Source organism: Aliishimia ponticola, from assembly GCF_004803475.1.
Lineage (GTDB): Bacteria > Pseudomonadota > Alphaproteobacteria > Rhodobacterales > Rhodobacteraceae > Aliishimia > Aliishimia ponticola.
The window spans coordinates 132,549-158,974 of the sequence record NZ_SRKY01000003.1 but is presented as its reverse complement, the minus strand read 5'-3'; the positions used below and the strand labels follow the sequence as shown (position 1 = coordinate 158,974).

32 protein-coding genes are annotated in these 26,426 nt (G+C 60.7%); 17 read left to right on the top strand and 15 right to left on the bottom strand.

All coding sequences use genetic code 11. The features are described 5' to 3' along the window. Positions 1-4: 4 nt before the first annotated feature. Positions 5-403, bottom strand: a complete 399-nt coding sequence (locus E4Z66_RS11925; RefSeq protein WP_136463256.1) for a hypothetical protein — start codon at positions 401-403, stop codon at positions 5-7. A gap of 221 nt (positions 404-624) precedes the next feature. Here E4Z66_RS11925 and E4Z66_RS11920 point away from each other — a divergent pair, with 221 nt between their 5' ends. Further along, entirely contained in the window at positions 625-1,050 is a 426-nt protein-coding gene (locus tag E4Z66_RS11920) for a GFA family protein (RefSeq protein ID WP_136463255.1), read from the top strand. 105 nt (positions 1,051-1,155) lie between these two features. Here the strand turns inward: E4Z66_RS11920 and E4Z66_RS11915 are convergent, their stop codons facing one another. Continuing rightward, a complete protein-coding gene (locus E4Z66_RS11915; protein ID WP_136463254.1) occupies positions 1,156-2,358 on the bottom strand; it encodes a pyridoxal phosphate-dependent aminotransferase in 1,203 nt (400 codons plus the stop codon). 81 nt (positions 2,359-2,439) lie between these two features. Between E4Z66_RS11915 and E4Z66_RS11910 the strand changes: the two genes are divergently transcribed. From E4Z66_RS11910 to E4Z66_RS11900, 3 genes are all read left to right on the top strand, one after another. Next, positions 2,440-2,838 carry a helix-turn-helix domain-containing protein gene (locus E4Z66_RS11910; RefSeq protein WP_136463253.1) on the top strand — a complete coding sequence of 133 codons (399 nt, stop codon included), beginning with the start codon at positions 2,440-2,442 and terminating at the stop codon, positions 2,836-2,838. 37 nt (positions 2,839-2,875) lie between these two features. After that, a complete protein-coding gene (locus E4Z66_RS11905) occupies positions 2,876-3,097 on the top strand; it encodes a succinate dehydrogenase assembly factor 2 (RefSeq protein WP_136463713.1) in 222 nt (73 codons plus the stop codon). A gap of 82 nt (positions 3,098-3,179) precedes the next feature. Then, a complete protein-coding gene (locus E4Z66_RS11900) occupies positions 3,180-3,674 on the top strand; it encodes a MarR family winged helix-turn-helix transcriptional regulator (protein ID WP_136463252.1) in 495 nt (164 codons plus the stop codon). Here E4Z66_RS11900 and E4Z66_RS11895 read toward each other — a convergent pair. From E4Z66_RS11895 to E4Z66_RS11875, 5 genes are read right to left on the bottom strand one after another with little or no spacing between them, the layout of a single operon-like run. After that, a complete protein-coding gene (locus E4Z66_RS11895) occupies positions 3,668-4,468 on the bottom strand; it encodes a DUF1194 domain-containing protein (RefSeq protein ID WP_136463251.1) in 801 nt (266 codons plus the stop codon). The two genes, E4Z66_RS11900 and E4Z66_RS11895, sit on opposite strands and share 7 nt — an antisense overlap. Then, positions 4,449-5,162 carry a DUF1194 domain-containing protein gene (locus E4Z66_RS11890; RefSeq protein WP_136463712.1) on the bottom strand — a complete coding sequence of 238 codons (714 nt, stop codon included), beginning with the start codon at positions 5,160-5,162 and terminating at the stop codon, positions 4,449-4,451. Before E4Z66_RS11890 ends, E4Z66_RS11895 begins: the two co-directional genes overlap by 20 nt. Then, positions 5,156-5,584: a VOC family protein gene (locus tag E4Z66_RS11885; protein WP_136463250.1), complete on the bottom strand. Its 429-nt coding sequence runs from the start codon at positions 5,582-5,584 to the stop codon at positions 5,156-5,158. Before E4Z66_RS11885 ends, E4Z66_RS11890 begins: the two co-directional genes overlap by 7 nt. A 48-nt stretch (positions 5,585-5,632) precedes the next feature. Then, a complete protein-coding gene (locus E4Z66_RS11880; protein ID WP_136463249.1) occupies positions 5,633-6,988 on the bottom strand; it encodes a tetratricopeptide repeat protein in 1,356 nt (451 codons plus the stop codon). 6 nt (positions 6,989-6,994) lie between these two features. Then, complete coding sequence (locus E4Z66_RS11875; protein WP_136463248.1) at positions 6,995-7,915, bottom strand: hypothetical protein; 921 nt, start codon at positions 7,913-7,915, stop codon at positions 6,995-6,997. Between the two features lie 193 nt (positions 7,916-8,108). On the opposite strand from E4Z66_RS11875, the gene thyX reads away from it, so the two are divergent. Both thyX and E4Z66_RS11865 read left to right on the top strand, forming a co-directional pair. Beyond that, positions 8,109-9,017, top strand: coding sequence for an FAD-dependent thymidylate synthase (gene thyX / locus E4Z66_RS11870; RefSeq protein ID WP_136463247.1), 909 nt, complete (start codon positions 8,109-8,111; stop codon positions 9,015-9,017). A gap of 68 nt (positions 9,018-9,085) precedes the next feature. Continuing rightward, a complete protein-coding gene (locus tag E4Z66_RS11865; RefSeq protein ID WP_211097150.1) occupies positions 9,086-9,379 on the top strand; it encodes a hypothetical protein in 294 nt (97 codons plus the stop codon). Between the two features lie 27 nt (positions 9,380-9,406). On the opposite strand, the gene E4Z66_RS11860 is transcribed toward E4Z66_RS11865, so the two are convergent. Then, positions 9,407-9,613: a cold-shock protein gene (locus E4Z66_RS11860; RefSeq protein WP_136463711.1), complete on the bottom strand. Its 207-nt coding sequence runs from the start codon at positions 9,611-9,613 to the stop codon at positions 9,407-9,409. Positions 9,614-9,808: 195 nt separating this feature from the next. Here E4Z66_RS11860 and E4Z66_RS11855 point away from each other — a divergent pair, with 195 nt between their 5' ends. Next, positions 9,809-10,123 carry an arsenate reductase family protein gene (locus tag E4Z66_RS11855; protein ID WP_136463245.1) on the top strand — a complete coding sequence of 105 codons (315 nt, stop codon included), beginning with the start codon at positions 9,809-9,811 and terminating at the stop codon, positions 10,121-10,123. Between the two features lie 6 nt (positions 10,124-10,129). Here E4Z66_RS11855 and E4Z66_RS11850 read toward each other — a convergent pair whose 3' ends face one another. From E4Z66_RS11850 to thrS, 5 genes are all read right to left on the bottom strand, one after another. Continuing rightward, a complete protein-coding gene (locus tag E4Z66_RS11850) occupies positions 10,130-10,645 on the bottom strand; it encodes a DoxX family protein (RefSeq protein WP_136463244.1) in 516 nt (171 codons plus the stop codon). Positions 10,646-10,657: 12 nt separating this feature from the next. Then, complete coding sequence (locus E4Z66_RS11845; protein ID WP_136463243.1) at positions 10,658-11,395, bottom strand: HvfC/BufC N-terminal domain-containing protein; 738 nt, start codon at positions 11,393-11,395, stop codon at positions 10,658-10,660. Beyond that, positions 11,392-12,255 (bottom strand): MNIO family bufferin maturase, encoded by an 864-nt coding sequence (bufB, locus tag E4Z66_RS11840; protein ID WP_136463242.1) that lies wholly within the window; start codon positions 12,253-12,255, stop codon positions 11,392-11,394. The genes E4Z66_RS11845 and bufB overlap by 4 nt, the downstream gene beginning before the upstream one ends. A gap of 56 nt (positions 12,256-12,311) precedes the next feature. Next, the gene (locus E4Z66_RS11835; RefSeq protein ID WP_136463241.1) at positions 12,312-12,617 is read right to left on the bottom strand and encodes a BufA1 family periplasmic bufferin-type metallophore; all 306 of its coding nucleotides are present in this window, start codon (positions 12,615-12,617) and stop codon (positions 12,312-12,314) included. Between the two features lie 197 nt (positions 12,618-12,814). Then, positions 12,815-14,764 (bottom strand): threonine--tRNA ligase, encoded by a 1,950-nt coding sequence (thrS, locus tag E4Z66_RS11830; RefSeq protein ID WP_136463240.1) that lies wholly within the window; start codon positions 14,762-14,764, stop codon positions 12,815-12,817. A gap of 276 nt (positions 14,765-15,040) precedes the next feature. Between thrS and E4Z66_RS11825 the strand changes: the two genes are divergently transcribed. The 7 genes from E4Z66_RS11825 (at position 15,041) to E4Z66_RS11795 (ending at position 20,312) form a co-directional block, all read left to right on the top strand. Further along, a complete protein-coding gene (locus E4Z66_RS11825) occupies positions 15,041-15,265 on the top strand; it encodes a hypothetical protein (RefSeq protein ID WP_136463239.1) in 225 nt (74 codons plus the stop codon). 24 nt (positions 15,266-15,289) lie between these two features. After that, complete coding sequence (locus E4Z66_RS11820; RefSeq protein WP_136463238.1) at positions 15,290-16,549, top strand: MFS transporter; 1,260 nt, start codon at positions 15,290-15,292, stop codon at positions 16,547-16,549. 161 nt (positions 16,550-16,710) lie between these two features. Next, positions 16,711-17,451, top strand: a complete 741-nt coding sequence (locus tag E4Z66_RS11815) for an alpha/beta fold hydrolase (protein WP_136463237.1) — start codon at positions 16,711-16,713, stop codon at positions 17,449-17,451. Next, the gene (locus tag E4Z66_RS11810) at positions 17,448-18,428 is read left to right on the top strand and encodes an alpha/beta hydrolase (protein ID WP_136463236.1); all 981 of its coding nucleotides are present in this window, start codon (positions 17,448-17,450) and stop codon (positions 18,426-18,428) included. Before E4Z66_RS11815 ends, E4Z66_RS11810 begins: the two co-directional genes overlap by 4 nt. A gap of 1 nt (position 18,429) precedes the next feature. After that, complete coding sequence (locus tag E4Z66_RS11805) at positions 18,430-18,858, top strand: VOC family protein (RefSeq protein WP_136463235.1); 429 nt, start codon at positions 18,430-18,432, stop codon at positions 18,856-18,858. Between the two features lie 17 nt (positions 18,859-18,875). After that, positions 18,876-19,478, top strand: a complete 603-nt coding sequence (locus E4Z66_RS11800; protein WP_136463234.1) for a hypothetical protein — start codon at positions 18,876-18,878, stop codon at positions 19,476-19,478. Positions 19,479-19,619: 141 nt separating this feature from the next. Further along, positions 19,620-20,312, top strand: coding sequence for an alpha/beta fold hydrolase (locus tag E4Z66_RS11795; RefSeq protein ID WP_136463233.1), 693 nt, complete (start codon positions 19,620-19,622; stop codon positions 20,310-20,312). A 43-nt stretch (positions 20,313-20,355) separates the two neighbouring features. On the opposite strand, the gene phaZ is transcribed toward E4Z66_RS11795, so the two are convergent. Further along, positions 20,356-21,630 carry a polyhydroxyalkanoate depolymerase gene (gene phaZ, locus E4Z66_RS11790; protein ID WP_136463232.1) on the bottom strand — a complete coding sequence of 425 codons (1,275 nt, stop codon included), beginning with the start codon at positions 21,628-21,630 and terminating at the stop codon, positions 20,356-20,358. Positions 21,631-21,795: 165 nt separating this feature from the next. Between phaZ and E4Z66_RS11785 the strand changes: the two genes are divergently transcribed. The 3 genes from E4Z66_RS11785 to phaR all read left to right on the top strand — a co-directional run bounded on the left by E4Z66_RS11785 (position 21,796) and on the right by phaR (position 25,011). Further along, positions 21,796-23,586 carry a PHA/PHB synthase family protein gene (locus E4Z66_RS11785; protein ID WP_246036000.1) on the top strand — a complete coding sequence of 597 codons (1,791 nt, stop codon included), beginning with the start codon at positions 21,796-21,798 and terminating at the stop codon, positions 23,584-23,586. Between the two features lie 156 nt (positions 23,587-23,742). Then, a complete protein-coding gene (locus tag E4Z66_RS11780) occupies positions 23,743-24,192 on the top strand; it encodes a phasin, PhaP (RefSeq protein ID WP_136463231.1) in 450 nt (149 codons plus the stop codon). 252 nt (positions 24,193-24,444) lie between these two features. Further along, positions 24,445-25,011 (top strand): polyhydroxyalkanoate synthesis repressor PhaR, encoded by a 567-nt coding sequence (phaR, locus tag E4Z66_RS11775; RefSeq protein WP_136463230.1) that lies wholly within the window; start codon positions 24,445-24,447, stop codon positions 25,009-25,011. Positions 25,012-25,077: 66 nt separating this feature from the next. On the opposite strand, the gene E4Z66_RS11770 is transcribed toward phaR, so the two are convergent. After that, the gene (locus tag E4Z66_RS11770; protein WP_136463229.1) at positions 25,078-26,292 is read right to left on the bottom strand and encodes a DegT/DnrJ/EryC1/StrS family aminotransferase; all 1,215 of its coding nucleotides are present in this window, start codon (positions 26,290-26,292) and stop codon (positions 25,078-25,080) included. Positions 26,293-26,426 lie beyond the last annotated feature (134 nt).

Genomic DNA, 26,426 nt, shown 5'->3' with positions numbered 1-26,426 from the left:
AGGTTTAGGATTTGGTCAGCCGGTCGGCTTTTTTGCGAACAAGCAGGCTGCGCAGGTCGTGCATCGCCAGAAGCAGATCGTCGGTAATCGCCTCCAACTGCTCATCCGTCGCTTTCGACTGTACCCATTGCGCGGTCATGTTCAGATGATCGATCGCCCGGCGGATGTCGTCGATATCGCGATAGGCGAGCAATTGTGCGCGCTCGGCCATCCAGCGTTTGATTTCCTCAAGGTCACGCTCGGACAGGGTCCGCCCACCATGAGGCTTGATTTCGCCATTGCGGATATTGATGACCGCGATCTGGTCCATCTCGATCCGGCGCATCCGGTTTTCGGAATCCACGCGGAACACGACCGCACCATTCTCACGCACGCGGAAATAATAGTCTGGAAGGTCTGACACGCTGCGCCTCGGTTCTTGTTCACTTAAGTTTAGGTGCGCCGCGTTGGGGTGTCAAAACGAGAAACGCCAGCAGCGCGGCGCGACGGCCTGCACAGGTCCATGGCCGGTTTGAGCCCATTTTGCCCCCAAGCTTCGACGTTTTCCAATGATGAAACGTCCGAAAAAGTCCATCTCAAAACCGGCCGTTATCCTAAGTTCCCGTAGGTTCGGAGGAAAATCGAATGGCAACGCGCGGTTTCTGTCTTTGTCAAAAAACGAGCTGGGTCTACCGGGGGGCTCAAACATGGGCATGCTACTGCCACTGCGATGACTGTCGTCGGAATTGTGCAGCACCGGTGGTTGCCTGGTTCGGTGTGCCGATAGAAAACTTTGAGTGGACCGGTGACAAACCCCGCACCTACGAAAGTTCCAAGGGCGTCTTCCGGCATTTCTGCGGAACCTGCGGGTCACCCATGGGATTTGAAGCGGATCACTATCCGGGTGGTATGAACCTTTATGCTGCCTCGCTTGAAAATCCGGAAAACTTCAAGCCGACCTTTCACGTCAACAAGCAAAGCAAGTTGCCGTGGTTGCAAATGACGGATGGCCTTGAGGCGTTTGAAGGCACCTTACTGCACACCCCCAACGACCCAGACGGATATAGTTAGGGGGGGACACCACCTGGTGTTCCATAGGGCCGCTTCGTCCGTATGGCGGGACTGAACCCCGATCCTTCAGATGCGCGATGTCACGAGCCCCGCGAGGCGGGCTGCTTATCGCAGCCCGTCGCAGAATGTTTTGATGCGTGTGCAGGCCTCAAGCAAGGCTTCGTCGGCGGTGGCATAGCTGACCCGGAAATTCGGGGATAATCCGAACGCCGCACCAAAGACGACCGCAACGCCGGTTTCTTCCAGCAGCGCCGTTGCAAAGGCTTCGTCATCGGCAATCACCGTGCCTGCCGCGCTGGTCTTGCCAATCAGCCCCGCGATGGACGGATAGACATAGAACGCGCCCTCCGGCACCGGACAGTTGATGCCATCCACCTCGTTCAGCATTTTCACCACCAGATCACGGCGGCGCACGAAAGTCTCGTTATTGGGGGCGAGGAAATCCTGCGTGCCGTTCAACGCCTCGACCGCCGCCCATTGGCTGATAGAGCAAGGGTTGGACGTGGATTGCGACTGCACCTTGCGCATCGCCTTGGTCAGCTCTTCCGGCCCGGCCGCATAACCGATCCGCCAGCCGGTCATGGCATAGGCCTTTGAGACGCCGTTGACCGTCAGCGTGCGGTCGTAGAGTCGCGGCTCGACCTGGGCCGGGGTGCAGAATTCGAAATCGTCATAGGCGAGATGCTCGTACATGTCGTCCGTCAGCACCCAGACATGCGGATGGCGCATCAGAACGTCAGTCAGTTCCTTGAGCTCGTCCCAGCTATAGCCGGCGCCGGTCGGGTTCGACGGGGAATTGAAGATCAGCCATTTGGTCTTCGGCGTGATCGCCGCCTCAAGCTGGTCCGCCGTCAGCTTGTAGCCGGTCTGGATCGACGCCTCTGCGATGACCGGTGTGCCGCCCGCCAGCAGCACCATGTCCGGATAGCTGACCCAGAACGGCGCGGGGATCACGACCTCGTCGCCTTCGTTCAGTGTGGCCATCAGCGCGTTATACAGCACCTGCTTGCCACCCGTGGACACGCTGACCTGCGCGGGCGTGTATTCCAGCCCGTTGTCGCGCTTGAACTTGGCGCAGACCGCTTTTTTCAACTCGGGGATGCCATCGACGACGGTGTATTTCGTCTTGCCCTCGGCAATCGCCTTCACGGCCGCATCCTTGATGTTCTGCGGGGTGTCGAAATCCGGCTCACCGGCGCCAAGGGCGATGATATCCCGCCCAGCTGCCTTCAACTCCGCCGCCTTGTTTGTTACTGCAATCGTGGGAGACGGTTTGACGCGGGCGAGTGTCGCTGAGAGGAAATCCATTGGCATCTTCCTATGGTAGTGATCTGTTGCGTCTTAGGCGCCGCTGGCAATGAGAGCAATCTGATATTGGAAGGGACGGATATGAGCAGCACGGAAGACGACTGGTTCAATGCAGATGTCGCGACATTCGGGGATCGCCTGGCGGCGGCGCGGGAAGCGGCCGGAATGACGCCAGAGGCTTTTGCCCGCCGTCTTGGTGTGAAGCTCACCACGTTGGAGAAGTGGGAAGGCGACCTGCTGGAGCCGCGCGCCAACCGCCTGTCCATGATGTCCGGTATTCTGGGCGTGTCGATGACGTGGCTGATCACCGGCACGGGCGAGGGCATCGCCCACCCCGAAGAAGACACGACCTCGCAGGATGTGCGCGATCTGCTGATCGAAGTCCGCGAACTACGCGCCAGCATGACCGCCAAGGCTGAACAGGTGGGTCGCCTTGAAAAGCGCCTGCGCCGGATGATCGAGGAGGCGCAGCTTGCCTGAACTTGAAGATCGCCCGACGCGCCTGAAACGCCTGCACATGCGGTCAATCCGCCGCGGGATCAAGGAAATGGACCTGATCCTGACCGCCTATTCAGAGGCAAGATTGGCCCAGCTTGATGACGTCATGCTGGATGATTACGAGGCGCTTCTGAACGAAAACGATCAGGATCTCTATATGTGGGTGTCCGGGCAAACCCCGACACCAGAACGATTTTCTGCGCTCGTCGGGGATATCGCATCAACACTGCACCGCAACTGATTGCATTTAACGATATATTTCCGTTTGCCCTGCTATCTCCCTCCTCAAGAGCAGTCTTGAGTCGGAGTAACAAATTATGGACATGCGGCATCCGGTACCCACGACCGCCGGGCAAAATGACTTCATGGTCGGGTATCTCGAAAGCCTGTCACTGGTGGAACGGTTGCACCGCCTTTTGCTGGACGTGATCAAGGACGAATTCGAACGGGTCGGTGTGCTTGAGATAAACTCGGTACAGGCACTGCTGCTGTTCAATATCGGCGATAACGAAGTAACCGCAGGCGAATTGAAAAGCCGCGGCTACTATCAGGGCAGCAACGTGTCCTACAACCTCAAGAAACTGGTCGAGATGGGCTATATGCACCATCAGCGCTGCGAAATCGACCGCCGCTCCGTGCGGGTGCGCCTGACCGAACAGGGCCGCGAAATCCGGCGCATCGTGTCAGAGCTTTTTGAACGGCACGCGGTCGGCCTGAAGGAACAGAACGTCATCGACGAGCAGGGGATCGAAGATATAAGCTCCCTGCTGCGCCGGGTCGAACGCTACTGGACCGATCAAATCCGCTACATCTATTGAGTGCCGCGTGATATAAGGCGCCGCGCCGCTGATCTTTTCGGCGGCGTTGCCAGCCGCGCGACAAGCCGCGTTTCAAGCTCGCGCACCAGTTTGCGCTCCATCGCCTTTGCGTAAGCCTCATAGCCTAGGGCGGTCTGCACGAAAGCATCCGGGCCGACGATCACGCGCTCCCGGAAGTAACTGGAAAGTGCGCCGATCTGCTCCTGTCGCATATCGCCGCCCCGTGGCATGTCCACGCCGATGACCAATGCATTGACGGTGATGCCATCGCGGGCCAGCTCTGCCCGTGCGGTTTCGGGCGCGTCGCCCATATTCGACCGGCCATCGCCAGAAATATCCAGCGAGCGTTTCGCGCAATGGGCGCGCCGCGCCAGATGGGCGGCCCCGCTGCGCAAGGCCGCACCCAGCGCCGTCGCGGGGGAGGCCGCCCGGCGCACCGTTTGCCGGAGCGTTTCCTGAAACACTGCGATGTCCTCTGCGCCGTTGATTGTCGTCCAGTCGGCCAGCACGTGATGATCCTCCGGCCCGCTCCATTCATAGACCATCAAATCGACCGGCGCGTTGGGCAGGGCAAGCAGGGCCGCCCGCACGGGGGCGGCGTCCAGCGCGGTGACGATCCCGTCCAGTTGCAACCGGTATTCGCGGGCATCGACAGAGCCTGACACATCCAGCCCCAGCGCCAAAGCCTGACGGCAGGCCAGGTCTTGCGCCACCGCTGGCGACGCGGCGGTCATAAGCCATAGCGCGGCCAGCCATGCGCCCCAGCGCTGCGGCCTATCCCGGCGCGTTGTCATGGTCTTGCGGCAGCGCGCCGATGGACGGCGGGCGCAGCTCACGTTCCAGCTTGCGGCGCATCGCGCGCTCGTAATCCTCGAAACCTTCGGCGATTTCCAGAAATGCGCCGGGCCCGCGCAGAACTTCGGTCTCGAAAAAGGTGATCAGCTGGGTCTCTGCCTCGAACTCGGCGGCGTTGACCACCAAGCCGTTCACGGTGACGCCCTCAAACGGAAACTCGCGATAGGCCGCGCTGGGCGGAAACCCTTCGTTGTTTTCGCCATCCCCGGACACATCGATGGTTTGGACCAGGCAGGGCGGGGCGGATTGCAGCATTTGCGCCCCGAATCCTAGCGCGTATCCAAGCGCGGTCGGAAACTGATTGTAGGATCGTGTCGACCCGCCAATGCGGTCGGAGGCGACATCCAGCGCCGCAGCGTCGCGGATCAGAACCCAGTCCAGCAGCACCTCCTGATTGTAGCGTCCGGACCATTCATACGCGGCCAACGCCACTGGCAAATCCGCCGCGAAAAACGCCGCACGCACCTCTGGCGCGCGCAGCGCTGCGGCCAGACCCTTGCGCTGCAACTGGTCTTCGCGGGCATCGACAGAGGAGGACACATCCACCGCAAGCAGCAGCGCGAGGCGGCATTCCACCGCCTCAGCCGCCGCAGGTGCCAAAGCCGCAGCCAGAAGCAGCGCGGCCCTTACCAATGGCCGGTGTTTTCCATGCTCACCCACGGTTCGGCCGGCTCCAGCGCATCGCCCTCTTGCAGCAATTCGATAGAGATGTTGTCGGGGCTACGTACAAAGGCCATGCGCCCATCACGCGGCGGGCGGTTGATCACCACGCCATTGTCCTGAAGGAACTGGCAGGTCTCGTAGATATTCGGCACGCTATAGGCCAGATGCCCGAAATGGCGGCTGTCCGACGGCAATTCGTCATCGCCATCCCAGTTATAGGTCAGCTCGACCGGGCACTCTTCCTGACCCGGAGGCGCCATGAAGATCAGCGAGAAACGCCCGCCTTCACTGTCCATGCGCCGGGTCTCTTTCAGGCCCAGCAATTCGTAGAAAGCCATGGATTTCTCAAGGTCTTTCACCCGCACCATCGTGTGTAGATATTTCAACGCCATCTTCGGCTCCTCCGATTTGGGAAACAGGTATCGTTCGGGCTGGACTGTTCAATAGATGGAGCGCAGAGACAATCCGATAGTTGTGGAGCGCGTATCATAGAGCGGCACGGTAGAGGTGTTCCGCTCGTGCCGCATCTCCAGCACCGGCACGAAGCCATAGACGTCGAGCTTGGGGAAGGTCGCATTGGTGGTGAACGCAAAGCGGTCATCGCTGCGACGGTCGAACAGGGAATTGATCGGCGCGTCATATTCCGCGATCCGCCATTCAGCGCCAAGTTCGATACGGGCGGTCAGGATCGGCTCTGGCAGCACATAACCGACACGCATATCCAACGCGCTTCCTGCCACTTGGGTGGAATCGCTTTGCGTGTCCGACAGGGCCACATGGAAGCGCAAGCGCCCGCGATTGGGCAGGGGGGTCGCCCAGTCCAGCGCGATGCGGTTGCTCAGCGACGAGAACGTGCCATCGTCCAGCCGGTTCTGGTTCTGCACCGTCCAACTGACCCGCGCATGTCGCCCCTTGCTGGGCTGCCAGCCATAGCCGAATGTCAGCGCCTGCCCGTTCTGATAGGGGTCGCCGCCGCTCAGATCGCGAAAGATCTGGGTGCCAAGGTCGAAGACGCCTTTCTGACCGGGAATGCGGAATTTGCCGCGCCAACCAATCGCCAGCCGGTCGAAGGAAAGATCGCTGGCCGACAAATCCGGGTCGATGTCATCGGCTTCGCTGCCAAGCGACACGCGCCGCCCGATATAGCTGAGATCGAACTGCGATTGCCGGGTCTGCGTCGAGGGCAGGCGCCACGCCACTTGCGCGGTGCTCCAATATTCGATCCCGCTGATCGGGCGGTTCGCCAGGTTGACGATGGTGATCGGGCCGTAAGACAGCGTGTTGCTGGTCGGCGCGCTGTTCACATTGTCCGAAGGTTTGATCGAAAAATCAAAGCTGTAGGACAACGGGTTGCGCGTGCGGACATAGTCGAATTCTTGCCGGATCGCCTGCTTCATGCGCGGATCTTCGGCATATTGCCCGGCGCGCCGCAGCCAGATTTGCGCGCGTGTCTTGTTGCCATTGGCAGACAGGGCCTGCGCCATGCGGCGCGCGGTACGGGCCTTTTCGGCCTTTGTGCTGGCTTGCTGAAAGGCGCGGCGGGCGGTGTCCACGCCTGCCTTGGCATCGCCGGTTCCGGTCTGCGCCCGCGACATGGCCGCAAGCAGGTCGGGATTGTCGGGATCGCGTTTGAGAAGTTCGCGCAGGATGACTTCGGCGGCGGCAGGTTGGTTGTCGGCCAGCAGAATGTCTGCCAGCCGGGTCGCCGTGGGCACGTCGATCGTTGCGGCCTGTGCCGCCTCGAATGGCCCGAATGCAGCGGCACAAAGCAGCCACGCCCGAAGGTAGCGGCGCATGGCCGATTAGCCGCCGTTGAAGACGATGAAAACGCCGTTTTCACGCACGGTCGTATCGTCAGGCAGGCCGAAATCCGCGATCTCGGTCTCGCTTGGCGATCCATCGATCACGACGATCCCTGCCAGTTCCTCGCCATTGGGGCCGCCAAAGACCGCGGACCACTCGCCCGCGCCAATTTGCTCCGATCCGGCGACCGAAACCGCCGTGCTGGACGACGCCGTGGCCGTGTCCTGGTCAATGCTTGCGGTCGCCAGCGACAAGTAGCCGTCGATATCGCCGATATAGGCACCAGCGAGGCTATAGACCTCGCGGTTGTTGACGATGCCTTCCACGGCACCGGCCTCGTCGAAATCAAGCACGTCGACATAGACGGTCGCGTCGCCAATCACATAGGTCGCATCGGCAAGGCCTTCACCCCGATAGACGCGCAGACCGGCATATTCGCCAGTAAACACATAGCTGGAGGGACGCGCGTCCGGTGTCGAGCCGGAGCCAAGCCGTTCCGCGATGACGCCGCCAAACCCCGCGCCGATATAGTCGTTGGTCGCGGTTGCCGTGGCTTGCGTGTGCTCTGCGCGGCGGAACACGGCGAAATACTGGCGCGTGCCGCCACCGCCTGCCGGGCTCTCATAGGCCTCGAACCCATTGGGCAACGCGGCAACCCGCGTGTAGGTGCCGCCGCTCAGGTCAGAATTGTCGAAAGGCAGGTTGTTGATGACCAGCGTATCGTCCGCCGTCGTCGCGGTGCCATTATCGTCATACTCGACGTTATTGGCGGTCATCTGCTCATCAAGGTCTTCGCCCGTCAAAACAGAATCTGACGGAGTGACCTCACCGTCTACCGTCTCACCGTCAGTGAAGGGATTGCCGTCGCCACAGGCCGCTAGGCCGATAAGCGCGCTTACCGCTAGAAAATTCCGGATCATCTGCTCGAGGCCTTTGGCTCATTAACTATTGCGGGGCAGAGTGTGGTTAAATTTGGGCAAAGTCAACGTGAGGGCAAAGAGCTTTCCTTGCCAATGGCGTCTCTGCAACAGGCCGGATATTGCGGTTCCGAAGTTGGAAACTCCCAGATATAGTTGGGGTCTGACAGATTCTCGCCCAAGAAGGACGTTTGCAATGCCGCTCAGCCCTGAACAAAGCGCCGAAATCGAAGCCCTGCGCAGCCAGTCAGCCCAGACCCTGCGCGCCACCGTGCCCGGTATGGAAGCGCATTTGTACAAGGCGTTTCCGGTTCTGGATCATGGGTTTGTGCGCGTCATCGACTATATGGGCGACGACGCTGCGATCTGCCAGGCCGCCCGTGTGAGCTATGGCAAAGGCACCAAATCGGTGCAGAATGACGAAGGGCTCATCCGCTATTTGATGCGGCATTGGCACTCCACCCCGTTCGAGATGTGCGAACTGAAACTGCATGTGAAGCTGCCGGTTTTCGTCGCGCGTCAATGGATCCGTCACCGGACCGCGAATGTGAACGAATATTCGGCGCGCTATTCGATCCTCGACCGGGAGTTTTATATTCCCGCGCCCGAACATCTTGCAGCGCAATCCGAGGTCAATAATCAGGGCCGGGGCCAAGCGCTTGAGGGCGAAGAGGCCGCGCGGGTTCTCGATTACCTCAAGGCCGACAGTATGCGCGCCTACGACCACTACGAAGAGATGATCTCGACCGAGGGTCAGCAGGGTCTGGCCCGCGAATTGGCGCGGATGAACCTGCCCGCCAATATCTATACCCAGTGGTACTGGAAGGTGGATCTGCACAATCTTTTGCATTTCCTGCGTCTGCGGGCCGACAGCCATGCGCAATACGAAATTCGCGTCTATGCCGAAGAGATGTGCAAAATCGTCGCCGACTGGGTGCCCTTCGCGTTCAAGGCGTTCGAAGACTACCGGATGGGCGGCGCGACGCTGTCCGCGACGGCGTTGGATTGCGTGCGGCGGATGCTGGCGGGCGAAAGCGTGACCAAGGAAAACAGCGGAATGAGCGCCGGGGAATGGCGGGAATTTCAGGCAGTTCTGTCCGAGTGATATGTAATGTGATGGCCTGATTTTAGATACTTCTCCACAGGCTGTCACAGAACGGTTACATTCGGGGCATGAAGAAATTTATGCTGACGATACCATTGATGATCTTCGCATCCGCCGCCGCGGCCTCTGGCCCGTTGGCGGATGTTATCTGCGACACGACCTTGCGGATGGAACAGCGCCTCAAGACGACACTGACCGCCGAAAAGACGGCCAGTGGGATGCGATCGGCGGATTCGATTGTCGAAGTCTGGACCGATGACCGGGGCGATTGGGTGCTGGTGATGCGCTATGCGGCGGGCAATTCCTGCATCGTGGCCATGGGCGAGCATTGGGAGCAGGCGGGCGAAAAGCCTGCCTCCTGAAACCTGCGTCGCAGCCTTAAGGCGCGGTCATAACGCCTTGAGATTGATCGCCATTGTGCGCCCATCGCGGCTTTCACTCAGGTCAAAACTGACCTTCTGATCGTCCGCAAGTCCGGTCAGGCCCGATTTTTCAACCGCCGAGATGTGAACAAACACATCCTTGCCGCCTTCGTCCGGCGCGATGAACCCATATCCTTTTGTGGTGTTGAACCACTTCACGGTGCCCTGTGGCATAGTTCCCGTGCTCCTTGATGCCGTCAAACCAATGCCGCGGCCCTGGTAAAAGCCGCGCGAGATGTCCGTGACGCATCCGGAAGTGCCGTGCTCTCTGGCCGTTTCCATCACCGTCACATTTATGTAAATCGTCCGGTTAAGGATGAAATCAAGGCTGAACACCTTGAAAATCGGGCAAAGGCGATGGGAGCGGGAATGCAGATATTTGGTTTGAAAACATGTGATACCTGCCGCAAAGCGCGCAAGGCGCTGCCAGAGGCGGAATTCGTCGATGTGCGCGAGGTGCCGTTGCCGGATGCGGTTCTGGCCTCTGCGCTGGACCGGTTCGGGACGGATTTGGTGAATACGCGGTCAACCACGTGGCGCGGAATGAGCGATGAAGACCGTGCGATGGCCCCCGATGCGCAGCTGCGCGCCTTTCCGGCCTTGATGAAACGCCCGCTCATTCAAGCGGGCGATCAGATGTATCTGGGATGGACCAAGGACGTTCAGGCCGCCCTTGTCCTGTGACGGCGCTTAACGCAGGCCAAGCAGCCGGTCGACAGACAGCTTGCCCGGCCCGGTGATGACGATCACCGCAAAGAGGAACACCCACAGCGTCCGTTGGTCCAGCAGGCCCACAGTGTTGTCGAGCCATCCGCCCAAGGCCGCACCATGGCCGGTCACATCCACCAAGGTTTGCACCGCGACGAAGCCGATCATGCCAAGCGCCGCCAGCCGCGTCAGCAGGCCAATCACGACCAATACAGGCAAGACGAATTCGCCAATGGTGCCAGCCACGATGATCAGGCTTTGCAGCCCGGTCAGTTGCGAGGTGTCATAAGACACGGCCTCTGCCGCTTTGGGCAGGATCTGCGCAAAAGCGTTGAAAGAGGGGGTGAAAATCGACCCATCCACCTTGGTCATGGCGGAATTCAGGAAATACATCAGGAAGACGAGCGCAAAGACCACCCGCGCCAGCGTCGGCAGCAAAGAGGGAACGCGCTCCAGCCGGTCAAAAATGTCATTATGGGCAGTGATCAGGACGCGCATTGGCTTTTTCCTTTAGGTTTGGATGTCGGTAATTGCCTGGCCGCGCACCAGCCGGGACAGCAGGTCGGTCAGGTCCAGCGGGCCAGTGGCCGCGGCAAGGGCATGGTCCAGCCGCACGCCTTCCAGAAGCGCGGCGAGGCATTCCGCCTCGGCCAGCGTCAGCGGGGCGGGGATCGGGTCAAATTCCGGGCGGGTGATCAGCACGGGTTGCGGCACCGCTTGCGGCTTTGGCGCGCCCGCTTCGCTGTTGAAACGCCAGATGTCGAAAAGTGGCCAAGGCGAGCGCACCAGTTTCAACGCCGGGGCAAATTGCAGGCGTGCGGTGCTCAAGGTCTCTGCCGGGATCGCGGCGAGCTTCGCGGCATCCATCGGATCGGCATCCGCCGCGTGGTAACTTGCCCGGATGGCGAGCTCGAGCCGCGCAATATCCGGCAGGTAACCGATATGTTGCAGCGGTGCGAAACCTTCCAGAAAGGCGGGCATCTGCGCGCCGTAATGCATCATCAGTGGCGATGCAGGGGGATGCGCCCGCAGGTACAGCCCCGCCAGTTGGTCGAAATTGCCCAGACCCAGAAGTTTGCGCAACACCGGGAAGCCTGTCTGCAAGGCTTCGGTCAAAGAGACGGCGACATTGTTGCGATAGACGGAAAATCGTTTGCCCGCGCCGCCACCATGGCCATCCAACAACCCGTCTGGCACGGGCTGGCGCGCGTCCAGAAGCGCGGCGCGAAATTCTGTTTGATCGGTCATTGGGCGGCGGCGATGCGATCAAGCGCAGTGGCCGCGCGGCAGGCTTCCGCCGCCAAGACGGGCCAGTCAGGCACATCCGTGTCCCATTCAACCAGCACAGGCTTCGCGCCGCAGCGCGCCAGCGTGTAATCCAGCAGCGCCCAGACCGGGTCTGCGATTTCGCGCCCATGGCTGTCGATCAGCAGCGGGCGCCCCTCGCTATCCTCATCCTCGTCATGGCCGCCAAGGTGGATTTCGCCAACGGCGTCAAGCGGGTAGGCGTCGATATAGGCCTGCGGCGAGGTGCCAAGATTGGTGGCAGAGATGAAGACGTTGTTGATATCAAGCAGCAATCCGCAGCCCGTCCGGCGTGTCAGCTCCGCCAGAAATTCGGTTTCTTCCCACGTACTTTCCGCGAACGCGAGGTAGCTCGACGGGTTCTCAAGCAGCATCTTGCGTCCGAGCGTGTCCTGCACCTGATCGATATGCGCGGCAACGCGGGCCAGTGTGGCATCGGTATAGGGCAGGGGAAGAAGGTCGTTGAGAAACTCCGCCCCGTGGGTCGACCATGCGAGATGTTCAGAAAAGCTCGCAGGTTGCAGCCAGCCGCACAGGTGCTTCAGACGGGCCAGATGTTCGGTATCAAGCGCGCCTGCGCCACCGATGGACAGGCCGACGCCGTGAACGGAAATGGGAAAGCGTTCGCTTAGGGCGCGCAATTGCGCCAGGGGCCGCCCGCCATCGCCCATATAGTTTTCCGCATGGATTTCCAGCCATGTGACCGGGCGGGCATCTTCCATGATGTCCGCGAAATGCTGCGGTTTGTAGCCAATCCCTGGCATTGCGGGCAGTTGGTCGAAACGTGGCGAACGGTCAAGCATGGTCTGGCCCTCAAGCAGGGTGCGCTGAAGCGCACCCTACAGGTTGTGTGTCGGGATCAAGCGGGCAGGTCCCGCTCAAGCGGCTCAAGCGAGCCTTTGCGTTCGGTGCCGTCTGCCATGGAGGGCAGCTCGATGCTGTCGCATGTGCCGGAGTCGACCAGCGTCCATGCGTTGCCCTGATAATCGGTGACGGATGTGCCTGCGCAGGTCGTGCCCGGACCGGCGGCGCAATCGTTCTGGCCTGCCAGCGAAACGCCGTAGCATTTTTCCTTGCTGGCCGCTTCTGCGGTTGTCGCGGTTGTCCCTGCGAATGCGGCGGCGAAGGCCGATGCGATGGCGACTGTCTTCACTGTGGTGGTCATGTTGGTCTCCTCATCAGTCGATGGTGTCTATGAGAAGAACATTACCATTCGCACCTTAACGTGCCACTCACAGGATCGTGGGTCACGCGCGTGTTAGCCGGGCGGCCCGTTTCGTGATCTGTGTATTGAGCGTTTTCAATGGCTTGTGTTGCGCTCCGCCGGAAATGTTACAATCGGCGAAGCGCGGAATCGTGGGTTTATTGCACCATGTCAGGGGGCAGGGCCGCCTGCGCAAGTTCCTGTGTTACAGCGTCCAGCCCCTGAACAGAGGTCTGTTTCTCGCCCAAACGACGGACAGAGACGGTGCGCTCCTCAACCTCGCGGTGGCCGACAGCCAGAATGACCGGAACTTTGCCAAGGCTGTGTTCCCGCACCTTGTAGTTGATCTTTTCGTTGCGGGTATCTGCCTCGGCCCGGACGCCTTTTGCCTTCAGCGCCGCCACGACCTCGTTCACGTAATCATCCGCCTCGGAGGTGATCGAGGCGACGACGACCTGACGCGGGGCCAGCCAGAAGGGCAGCTTGCCGGCGTGCTCTTCGATCAGAATGCCGATGAAGCGCTCGAAAGAGCCAAGGGTGGCGCGGTGCAGCATGACCGGACGGTGCTTGGCACCATCCGCGCCGATATAGGTCGCATCCAGCCGCTCGGGCAGCACGAAATCCACTTGGAACGTGCCGCATTGCCAGACCCGGCCAATCGCGTCGGTCAGGCTGAATTCCAGCTTGGGTCCATAGAACGCGCCTTCGCCGGGGTTCATGATCGGTTCGATCCCTGCCGCACGGGTGGCTTCCAGCAATGCGCTTTCCGCCTTGTCCCAGACTTCATCGCTGCCCGACCGTTTTTCGGGACGGTCAGAGAACAGAATGTCGAACTTCTCGAAGCCAAGGTCGCGATAGATATTCGACAGGAAATCGATGAAGCGCTGACATTCTTCGCCGATCTGCTCTTCGGTGGAGAAGATATGCCCGTCATCCTGCGTAAAGCCGCGCACCCGCATGATGCCATGCAGCGCGCCCGACGGCTCATACCGCGCGCAGGATCCGAATTCCGCCATGCGCAGCGGCAGATCACGGTAGGACTTGATCCCCTGATTGAAGATCTGCACGTGGCAGGGGCAGTTCATCGGCTTGAGCGCGTTGATCGCCTTTTCGCGGGCGTGTTCCTCGTCGACTTCGACGATGAACATGTTTTCCTGATACTTGTCCCAGTGGCCCGACGCTTCCCAAAGCTTGCGGTCCACGACCTGCGGGGTGTTGACCTCCACATAGCCGCCCTTGCGCTGCTGGCGACGCATGTAATCCTGAAGCTCGGTGTACACCGTCCAGCCATTGGGGTGCCAAAAGATCTGGCCCGGCGCTTCTTCCTGCATGTGGAACAGGTTCATCTCGCGGCCCAGCTTGCGGTGATCGCGCTTTTCCGCCTCTTCAAGGAAGTTGAGATAGGCTTTCAGCTTTTCCTTGCCTGTGAAGGCCACGCCATAAATCCGTTGCAGCATCGCCCGGTTGGAATCGCCACGCCAATAGGCCCCGGCAATGGACATCAGGCGGAACGCATCGGCCGGAACCTGCCCGGTATGTTGCAAGTGGGGCCCACGGCACAGGTCTTGCCAGTCGCCATGCCAATACATGCGCAGCGGCTCATCGCCCGGAATGGCTTCGATCAACTCGACCTTATAGGGCTCGTTCAGGTCCTGATAATGCTTGATCGCCTTCTCGCGCGGCCAGATTTCGGTGCGGACCGGATCGCGAAGATTGATGATCTCTTTCATCTTCTTCTCGATCAGCCCCAAATCCTCGGGCGTGAACGGCTCGGCCCGGTCGAAGTCGTAATACCAGCCGTTCTCGATCACGGGGCCGATGGTCACTTTGGTGTCCGGCCAGATTTCCTGCACGGCGCGCGCCATGATATGCGCAAGGTCGTGCCGCACCAATTCATTGGCCTGCACTTCGTCCTGCATGGTGTGGATCGCGATATCCGCATCGGCGTCGATCGGCCATTGCAGGTCCCAATGGGCGCCATTCACGGTGGCGCTGATCGCTTTTTTCGCCAGCGATTTGGAAATATCCGCGGCCACATCGGCAGGGGTGACGCCGGCGTCGTAATTGCGAACGGATTGATCGGGAAGGGTGAGTGCGATTTGAGCCATATCGGCCTCCTCGTCGGTTTGGCGCCTACATGTGCGCCCGGTTGCGGGTCATGATGTGCCGCACCCTTGCCAGCGCCATGCGCGAAGGTCAAGACCGTGCAGCGCGGGGGGATCTGTACACCTGAAGGCGCTGTTGCAAAATCGCTCATCATAAACATGAGAAATCAGATGGTTGCTGGGCCTCCTTCGGAGTTGCGCGAAACCCACCTGCGCGTAGATTGGCCATGTTCACTATCGGAAACACGGGCCAGGATCGACTGGCAGAGGAGTTCCCCAATGGCACGACCCAACACACGTTTTGAACTGACCGTGCAGGACATGGACCTGATCGAAAGCGCGCTGCATACGCAAAAGCAGGCCCTGTGCGATCAGCTTTGCGAAATGACGCAACCGGACGAGGATCTTAAGAGCGATCTGAGCGACATTCAGGAGCTTCTGGGACGGCTGCACAACCAAAAAGAATTTTACCGACCCACTACCGCGCCCTACGTCGGAGGATAACATCCTTAACCAGACGGGGCCCTTATGGCCGATTCACAATCGACGTTCGAACATCTTGCAGGCAGCCGGGCGGATGCCGAAGAAAGCCGGAATGGGCTGCGCCACACTGTCAGCCTGACGCTGTCAAAAGTCGCGGACAGCCTGATCGATCCAAAGCTCGTGCTGACCTGGCTTGTCGGGGCACTGGGCGCGCCGTCCTCGGTTTCGGGCCTGCTGGTACCCATCCGCGAGGCCGGGGCGCTGTTGCCGCAAATTTTCCTTGCGGGCCGGGTGGAGCGGATGCGGTTTCGCAAATGGGCTTGGGTCGCCGGTGCGGCGGGGCAGGGGATCTTCGCGGCGTTGATCGCCGTATTCGCCCTGACCCTTGAAGGGCTGGCGGCAGGGATCGCCATCTGCGCGGCGCTTGCTGGCCTCGCAATCAGCCGGGCGGCCTGTTCGGTGTCCTTCAAGGACATCCTTGGCAAGACGGTTGAGAAAACCCGTCGCGGCGCGATTACCGGCTTTGCCGGGTCCGCGGCGTCGGTGGCCGGGCTGGCCTTTGCCGGGCTGCTCATCGCGGGCGTCGCCCAGAACAAGGGTTTCCTGATCGCCGCCATCGCCTTGGCCGCCTGCCTGTGGGTCGCGGCAGCGCTGACCTTTCGCGGGTTGGAAGAAGACGCCTCTGACACGCAAGAAGACCAATCCGCCATCGACCTGACGCCGCTGCGCGAGGACAGCACCTTGCGGCGATTCATCGTTGTGCGCAGCCTGCTGCTGCCAACGGCGCTGGCCCCGCCCTATATCGTCATGCTGGCCAGCCAGTCGGGGCAAGAGGCCCTGTCTGCGCTTGGCTTCATGCTGCTCGCCTCCAGCGCGGCCTCTTTCGTGGCCTCCTATGCCTGGGGACGTCTGGCGGATCAGTCGTCACGCCGTGTGCTGCGACTGTCGGCGCTGCTGGGCGCGGCGGCGATGATGCTGGCAGTCACGCTGTCATGGCTTGGTGTGGCTGGACAGGTTTGGGCCATGCCGGTGTCGCTGTTCGTGCTGATGATCGCCTATCAAGGCGTCCGGCAGGGGCGGTCCACCTATCTCGTGGATATGGCGCCCGAGGATCAACGCTCCACCTATGCGGCGCTGGCGAATACGGTGATCGGGCTTGGCCTGCTGCTCGTGGGCGTGCTGGGCGGTCTGGCGGCGATTGCCGGGCCGGTCACGTCGCTTTGCGTCTTTGCCGCAATCTGCGCCGCAGCCGTGCTGATGGCGCAAGCCCTGCCAGAGGTCGAAGACACCGATCAGCGGGATTGACCGCGCTCCGATCATGGCGACTTGTTCCCGCATCAGTCTGCGGTTGAAGACATGCTCTGCCCGTGGCCATATGGCGGCAACGCACGCCATTCGCCGCGGCGCGCACCCCATGCCCTGACGCATCGGGTGCGCGCCGCCGACCACCAAAGGGAGAGCCCTGAATGCCCAACTATTTCGAGACCGCCGAGGGGCGGCGCATCGCCTATCACAAGACCGAAGGCGCGGGGCCGACAATCGTGTTTCTGGGCGGTCTGAAATCGGACATGGAAGGCACCAAGGCCGTGCATCTGGAAGCATGGGCCAAGGCGCAGGGCCGCGCGTTCCTGCGGTTCGACTATTCCGGGCATGGCGAAAGCTCTGGCACCTTCGAAGAGGGCTGCATCGGCGATTGGCATCAAGACACGCTGGCCGCCATCGATAACCTGACCACCGGCCCTGTTGTGCCTGTCGGGTCTTCGATGGGGGGCTGGCAATCGCTGCTGCTGGCGCGCGCACGTCCGAACCGGATCGCCGGGCTTGTGACCATCGCCGCTGCCCCCGACTTTACCGAAGACGGCTATTGGGCGGGGTTCAGCGAAGCGCAAAAGGCGCTGCTGGATAGCCAAGGCTATGTCGAACTGCCCAGCGACTACATGGAACCCTACCATGTGTCGAAACGTATGATCGAAGACGGGCGCACGCATCTGGTTCTGCGCACACCGCTGGCGCTGCCGTTCCCGGTGCGCTGTCTGCAAGGGACCGCGGATACCGCCGTATCGACCGAGACCGCGCTGCGCCTTCTGGATCACGCCGATTGCGAGGATATGCGCCTTACGCTGGTCAAGGACGCGGATCACCGGTTCTCTGATCCGCGCTGCCTTGCCATGATCGAAGCGGCGGTCAGCGACGTTCTGGGCATATGAGGCCGCTGGTCTGGATCGGCCGCGCGCTTGCACTGCTGGTAGTGATCTGCGCCGGGCTATGGGTCTTCGGCCCCTATGAGTCCGCGCGGCTGGTGACGACCTTCGATCCGGCCCGCCTGGGCGACGATCCAAGCGCCTATTTCGCCGCGTCCGAGGCCCGGTTCGACGACATCACGCCGGGCGTCGAAAAGCGCATAGTCTGGGCAGACGCGGACGGGACGCCCACGGGATGGAGCGTGCTTTACATCCACGGGTTCTCGGCGACCTCCGAAGAAATCCGTCCCGTACCGGATAATGTGGCCAAGGCGCTGGGCGCGAACCTCGTCTATACCCGGCTGCAAGGGCATGGGCGCGGCGGCGATGCCATGGCGCAGGCGCGGGTTGCGGGCTGGGCGGATGATCTGGCCGAAGCGCTTGCGGTTGCGCAGCGTGTCGGCGACCGGGTGCTGGTGATCGCGACCTCCACCGGGGCCACGCTGATGACGGGCGGTTTGCAACAGGATGTGCCGGGCGCGCGGGATGTGGCGGGCGTTGTCTTCGTCTCTCCCAATTTCGCGGTGAACTCCGCCGCCGCGCCGCTGCTGACCTTTCCTGCCGCGCGCCATTGGGTGCCGCTTGTCGCTGGGCAAACGCGCAGCTTTGCGCCCGCCAATGACGGGCAGGCGCGCTATTGGACGACGCAATACCCGTCGGTCGCGCTGATGCCGATGGCGGCACTGGTGCGTGCCGTGGCACGGGGGGAGATGGAGGGCACAGATGTGCCCGCGCTGTTCTGGTTCTCGGACGCGGATCAGGTCGTGGACGCCGCCGCAACCCGGAAGATGATGCAGGACTGGCGCAGCCCTGTCCGCCGGATCACCCCCAGGCTTGGGCCGCAGGACGACCCGTTTGCGCATGTCACGGCAGGGGATATTCTGTCGCCGGGCCAGACCGAACCGGCGGTCCGCGCGATCCTCGACTTCGTGAAGGAGCTTTGAGATGGACCAACGCATCAGCCTGATTACGCTGGGCGCGAAAAACGCCGAGGCGCTGGCGACGTTCTACGACAAGATGGGCTGGGCGCGTGTCGACAGCCCCGACGGGATCGTGGTGTTCGACTTGATCGGGCAGGCGCTGGGCATCTATCCCTTGGACAAACTGGCCGAAGATACCGGCCTGACGATGGACGCCATGGGCCATGGCGCGGCCACGCTGGGCTATAACGTGACCGAACGCGCGCAGGTGGCCGAAGTTCTGGCAGCGGCGCAGTCGGCCGGCGCGACGATCCTGCGCCCGGCCAGTGACGTGTTCTGGGGCGGGCACACGGGATATTTCGCCGATCCCGAAGGCCATGTCTGGGAAGTCTCGTGGAACCCGTTTTCCACACTCGGCCCGAATGGCGAATTCCGCTGGAACGGGTATGCGTGATGCGCAAGCCGCAAAGCATGTGGAGCCTCGAAACCCTCGGGCGTGTGCGGCTGTCGGACTACTTCTATATGCGCGAGTTTCTCTACTCTGAAATCGCGAATTTCCACCAACTGCAGAACATCCCGGATGATCCTGACCTTGCGATCGAAAACGGGCGGCAGTTCTGCACCGCGCTGCTGGACCCGCTCGAGCGGACCTTTGGCCGCGTCGCTGTGCGGTCGGGCTATCGTTCGCCGTCGCTCAATCGGTTCGGCAACGAACACAAACTGAATTGCGCGCGCAACGACTACCCGCAGGAATGTCATATCTGGGACCGTGCAAGCGGGGCAGAGGCCATCGCAGGCGCATCCATCGTCCTGCCGTGGTTTGCAGATCAGTATGAAGACGGGCGCGATTGGCGAGACTTGGCGTGGTGGATACATGACCATCTGCCCTATTCCGAAATGTGGTTCTTTCCGAAGCTCTGCGCCTTCAATATCTCGTGGCGGCCCAGGCCATGGCGGGTGATCTCAAGCTATATCGCGCCGCGCGGCACCTTGTTGCGACGCGGGGCAGAACCGTCCGAAACGCTTGAGGTCCGGCAGGCGCGCTACGCCGATTTTCCACCCCTGATGAAGTGACGGCACGAAACCGCGTGCGGAACGGTGCAGGGGGCCTTTCGTCGGCGGCGCGCTGCGCCTATGAACGAGCGTGCCGCGTGGCCTGTTTACGGGCGGCGCGCCGCAAAAAGAGTTGAGGCCGCGAGACAAGAGGTTGTGCCCATGCCGGAGCCGCTGGTTCTGTTACCCGGAATGATGTGTGACGCGCGATTGTTCGGCCCCCAGATCGCGGAACTTTCTGCCGATCATACGGTTGTCAGCGCCCCGATCACGCGCGGCGAGCGGATCGAGGAAATCGCCTCGGGTCTGCTGGACCAACTGCCGCGCCGCTTTGCACTGGCTGGGCTGAGCATGGGCGGCATCGTCGCGATGGAGATCTTGCGCCGCGCCCCCGACCGGGTGGCCAAGCTGGCCTTGCTGTCGACCAACCCACTGCCCGAAACGCCGCAAGTGGCCGCCACGCGCGAGCCGCAGATCGTCAAGGTCCGGACCGGCAAGCTGCGCGAGGTCATGCAGGACGAGATGAAGCCGCGCTATCTCGCGCCGGGGGGGCACAGCCATGACATTCTGGATCTGGTGATGGACATGGCCGATACGCTGGGCCCGGAGATATTCGTGCGTCAGTCCCGTGCGTTGCAGCGGCGCAAGGATCAGCAGGCGACACTGGCCAAGTGCAAAGTGCCGACGCTGATCCTGTGCGGGCGCCATGACCAGCTTTGCCCGGTCAAGCGCCATACATTCATGGCGGAATTGATCCCCGGTGCAAAACTGGTGGTGCTGGAAAATTCCGGTCATCTGCCGCCGCTTGAACAGCCGGCAGAGACGACGGCGGCGCTGCGCAACTGGCTGGCCTGAACCGCCAAAGCGCGCAGCCTTTGCCGCGTCAGGCCGCGCCGGTTTACCCGGCGGCGGCGTTCTGATTGGCGGCGCGGGGCTTTGCCTCGCCGGAATTGCTGTCGATGAAATCAAGCACCAGCGGCCGGATATTGTTGCGCCAGCTGCGGCCCGCGAAGATGCCATAGTGGCCCGCATTGGGTTCCACATGCGAGGCTTTCTTGTTGTCCGGCAGACCGGTCAACAGGCCCAGTGCCGCGATACATTGGCCGGGGGCAGAAATATCGTCCTTTTCGCCTTCGACGGTTTTGACCGCGACAGTGGTGATCTTGCCGATATCCACTTTCTTGCCGTCCACGACAAAGGCGTTCTTGGCGATTTCGCCATTCTTGAAGATACGCTCGACCGTGGACAGGTAAAATTCGGCCGTCATATCCATCACCGCCAGATACTCGTCGTAAAAGCGGTTATGGGCATCGTGATCGCTTGCCTCGCCGCGCGCGACGCGCGTGATCTGGTCCATGAAGGCTTGCCCGTGGCGGTCCGCATTCATCGACATGAACGATGTCAGCTGCAGCAGGCCGGGATAGACCTTGCGGCCCACGCCCGCATATTTGAAACCGACGCGTTGGATCATGCTATGCTCCAACTGGCCCATCGTGACGCGATGGCCGAAATCGGTCACGTCAGTCGGCGTCGCATTCGGGTCGATCGGGCCACCGATCAGGGTCAGCGTGCGCGGCTGCGCCTTGGGATCGTCCTCCGCAAGATACGCCGTGGCGGCAAGTGTCAGCGGGGCAGGCTGGCAGACGGCAATCACATGCGTGTCGGGGCCCATCTCGCGCATGAAATCGACGAGATAAAGCGTGTAATCTTCCACATCGAACTTGCCTTCGGATACCGGAATGTCGCGCGCATTATGCCAGTCGGTGATGTAGACTTCGCAATTGGTGATCAGCGATTTCACGGTCGAGCGCAGCAAGGTCGCATAGTGCCCGGACATCGGCGCGACCAGCAGGATGCGCCGCGGCTGTTCCTCGCGGCCCACGACATTGAAGTGAATCAGGTCGCCAAAGGCCCGCTGCACCACGGTATCGACCTGAACCACATGGTCCCGCCCGTCTTCGCAGGTGATGGAATCGATGTTCCAGTCAGGCTTTGCAATCATGCGCTCAAAAGAACGTTCGGTGACTTCGCCCCAAGCCTGCATCCAATGCAAAGCAGGATTAGGCATAACAGAAAAAACCGGATATGATCCCAGAGCGCGTGCAGACGCGCCAAGCCATTGGTTCGTATTTCGGAGGGTTTCCATCCAGTCGTAGCTCAGCATCGAACGCATCTGCGTCTCCTTCGTCTGATCGAGCCTTCCACTGGCTCATCACTCGTCAACAACGGTGCAGGCAAAACGGGCGCGGAGGACCCGGCGGGCAATGCTGCAGGTGCGAAGGTAATATGTAACGGTTAAAATGACAATGAAATTGACAAGGTGGGCAAGGGGAGAACCATGTCAGAACTGAAGGCCGACGGCCAAAACCTTGAGAAAATGAATGAAAATTTCAAGAAGATCGAGGAACTGTCGCAGCGTCTTTTACGGGTGATATCGAACAGGAAGGGCCATAACGCCAGTCTGGACGCACCGGGACCGGAGCTTTTCGCAAACGCAGCAGCGGCCTATTGGAAGGAAGGGGTGTCGAATCCTGCCCGTCTGATCGAACACCAGATGGGCTATTGGACCAAGGCGGTCACCCACTTCATGGAGGCCCAGCAGGCTTTTGCCATGCACGGGTTCAAAGCGCCCGAGAATCCCGGCCCCTCTGATCGCCGTTTCAAAAACCCGCTGTGGGAAACGCATCCCTATTTCAATTTCATCAAGCAGCAATACCAAATCAATTCCGATGCTATTCGTGCGGCGGTCGATGATGCGGTCGATCTGGACCCGATGGAAAAGAAGCGGCTGAAATACTTCTCGCAGCAGATCATCGACATGATGGCCCCGACCAATTACCTCGCCACCAATCCAGACGTGCTGGAAAAAGCGCTGGAGACCGAGGGCGAGAGCCTTGTGAAGGGGCTGGAAAACCTGATCGCCGATCTTGAGGCCAATGACGGCGAGCTGGTGGTCAAGCTGGCCGATGAGAAAGCCTTTGCGCTGGGCGAGAATATCGCGACCTCCGAAGGGTCGGTGGTGTTTCGCAACCGCATGATGGAAGTGATCCAGTACAAGCCCCTGACAGAACAGGTGCACGAGATCCCGCTGCTGATCTTCCCGCCCTGGATCAACAAGTTCTACATCCTTGACCTCAAGGCACAGAACAGCCTGATCCGCTGGCTGTCCGAACAGGGCTATACCGTGTTCGTCGTCAGCTGGATCAACCCCGACGCGACCTACGCGGATGTCGGGATGGAGGATTATGTCCTTGATGGTTATGTCGCCGCGATCAACGAGGTGAAGAAGATCACCGACCAAAAGCAGATCAATGTGGTCGGCTACTGTATTGCGGGAACCACGCTGGCCATGGTGCTGTCATGGCTCAAGCAGGAAGGGGACAACAGCATCAAGTCCGCGACCTTCTTCACCGCGCTGACCGACTTTTCCGATCAGGGGGAGTTCACGCCCTTCTTGCAGAACGATTTCATCGACGGAATCGAAGAGGAGGTGAAGGACAAGGGCATATTGCCATCCGTCATCATGGCGCGCACGTTCTCTTACCTGCGCTCCAACGATCTGGTCTACAGCCCGGCGATCAAAAGCTACATGATGGGCGAAGCGCCTCCGGCCTTCGATCTGCTCTATTGGAACGGGGACGGGGCGAACCTGCCGGGCAAGATGGCGATGCAGTATCTGCGCGGGCTGTGTCAGCGCAATGAGCTTTCGACGACCGGGTTCGATCTGGGGGGGCACCATCTGGTGCTGGACGAGGTCGATGTGCCGCTCTTTGCGGTGACCTGCGAGACCGATCACATCGCCGCATGGAAGGACTGTTATCGCGGTGTGCAGCTGATGGGGTCCAAGGACCGGACCTTCGTGCTGTCGGAATCCGGCCATATCGCGGGCATCGTCAATCCGCCCAGCAAGAACAAGTACGGCCACTATACCAATGACGACCTGACCCTGTCCGCGTCCGACTGGCAGCAAAGCGGTGAGTACCACAAGGGATCGTGGTGGCCGCGGTGGGAAAAGTGGCTGAACAAGCGTTCGGGCAAGATGATTCCCGCACGAAATCCCGGCGATGATGGGCGCAAATTGCTGGAAGATGCGCCCGGCACCTACGTGCGCATCCGGGCATCCATCTGAAAACCAAGCAAAAATTTTCGTCCTGAAGTTTTTTGCTGCACCGCAGAAAAAATACTTGAAATGCTGCGGTGCAGCATGCATATTCTTGTCAACAACAACGAAGCACTCACACGGTGCTGAAGATGCCCACTTGGCAGAATACAAGGACTTAAACAAATGGCTACCCAAACACCTGATTTTACCGCGATGATGAAAGATTTCATGGGCGCATTCCCGGTTGACACCAAGTCGATGGAAGACGCGTTCAAAAGCACCGCGACTTTGAATGAAAAACTGTCCGGCGTTGCAATCGAAGCCGTCGAGAAATCCGCCGAGCTGTCCAACAAATGGACCAAAGACACCCTGTCCAAGATGGCAGAAATGTCCAAGGTCAAGGCAGAGCCGGCAGACTACGCAAAAGCGATCTCCGACTTCGCATCCGCTTCGGCTGAAGTCGCAGCAGAGAACATGGCCGCCTACGCAGAAATCGCCAAGAAAGTCCAAATGGACACTGTCGAGCTGATGATGGCAGCAGGCAAAGACATGCAGGAAGACGCAACCGCAGCTGTGAAAAAAGCAACTGCCGATGCGACTGCCGCAGCCAAGAAAGCCGCTGCATCCAAGTAAGCCGCTTAATCGATAGGGGTCACGAGTATTTTGGTTCTCCCATTGATGTAAACGGTGACAATCTGATTTGCGCCCATCCTCCTCCCTTAAGGCGCAATGATGCTGGGCGGGTCTTCGGACCCGCCCTTTTTCTTTGTTCGAACGGTGCGGTCTGCGCGCAGGATTATTACCCAGAGGGTTGCGCCTGCCGAATTTTTGTGCTGCGCTGCGACATGGCTCAATCGAGCCTCAAGGAACCGGAGGAAAAGCCGTATGGCGGAAAAACAGGCCCCCTTGTTGATCAAGCGCTACGCTAGTCGCAGATTGTACAACACTGAGACCAGTGACTACGTGACGCTCGAGGATATCGCGGGGTTCATCCGGGAAGGCCGCGAGGTGCAGATCGTCGATTTGAAATCGGGCGACGACCTGACGCGTCAGTATCTTCTTCAGATCATCGCAGAGCATGAAAGCAAGGGCGAAAACGTCCTACCTGTCGATGTGCTGAACGATCTTGTGCGCGCCTATATGGGCGGCGGGGCAAGCGTCGTGCCGCAATTCCTGCAAGCCAGCTTCGATATGTTGCGCAACAGCCAAAGCCGCATGTTGGAAAACATGTCGGCGATCAACCCGATGGCGCAGGTGCCTGGCTTTGAGGCCATGCAGGCGCAGCAACAGGCGTTTCTCAAGGCGATGACCGGCGGGATTTCCGGGGGGTGGAGCGCGCCGGAAGGCGGCGCTGGCGATACGCCCCCGAATGGCGAGGAAAAGGGCGAAGACCTAGATTCCATCAAGAAACAACTGGCCGAACTTCAGGACAAGTTGTCCAAGCTCAAGTAAGGTCGCGCCGAAGGATATGCAGCCCGCGCGCACAGGCGTGGGCCGCATCAAAAAAGGCGTCTTGGATCACTCCGCCGCGACGCGCGGCGCGCAGACCGTTTCCACCGCATCCAGCAGCACCTTGGCGACCGCGTCGATTTCGTCGCGTGTCAGACGGACTGGCAGGCGCACATCGCAGGCCCGCATCAGCATGGCGCGCGTTTGCGGCAGCTCTGGCAGGTCGTCGATGAACTGCCAATTCCAGAAGGCACGCGCGTTGTCCTCTGACTGGCCAAAGACCTGCACCTTCACACCATTGGCCGCAGCGGTATCGGAAAACGCGCGGATCTGCGCATCGTCCAGATTGCACAGGTTGAACTGGATGGAATCCGGCGCGCGCTGCTCGCCCGGCAGCGGGGCGGGGACGTCGATGCAGGCATTGCGGCTAAGCAGCCCCGCCAGATAGTCGTGATTGGCCAGCCCATCGCGGCAGCGACGCTCAAGCTCGGGCAATTGCGCGCGGGCGATGGCTGCCGACAGGTTCGACAGGCGCAGGTTGTAAAGCGGCAGTTTATTCTGCCAGCGCCCGAAGGCGTCTTCCAGCGCGCCGGTATTGTCACCATGCGGGGCCGCATGTTTTTTCCAGTTATGCTCGTAGGCGCCGGACATGATCACCGCGCGCGCAACAAGACCGGCGTCGTCGGTGATCAGAATGCCGCCTTCGCCCGCGTTGATCATCTTGTAGGACTGGAAGGAGAAACAGCCGACCCGGCCAATGGTGCCGATCTTCTCGCCCTTCCACAGCGTGCCAAGCGAATGCGCGGCGTCCTCGATCACCGGAATGTCCCGCGCATCGCAAAGCGCCATGATGGCATCCATGTCAGAGGTGTGGCCGCGCATGTGGCTGACAATCACCGCTGCGATATCATCGTCCAGACGGGTTTCGAAATCGGCCATGTCGATCCGGTAATTCTCACCGACTTCGCACAACACGGGCACGCAATCGGCATGCACCACCGACGAGGGCACCGCCGCGAAGGTAAAGCCGGGGATCAGCACCCGCGCGCCGCGCGGCAAATCCAACGCCTTGAGCGACAGGAACAGCGCGGCAGAGCAGGACGAGACAGCCAGCGCGTATTTCGTCCCCATCATCCGGGCGAATTCCGCTTCCAGCAGCGCGACCGGCGCATCTTGCGGCGCGGTATAACGGAACAGGTCGCCGGACTGCATCAGGCGCTCGATTTCGGACATCACGCGGTCTGGGATCGGTTCGGCGGCATGCACGTCTGGAAGGCTCGACATTTTGATTTCCTTAATTGCCGTTTTCGATTCATTTAAACCAGACGCGAAAGCGCGCAAAGTGAAAATACTGTCGCAGGGCGGAAAACAGCCGCCCGTTGCAGGCCCGTAACGGGCCAGCCGCCCCGATACGGGCT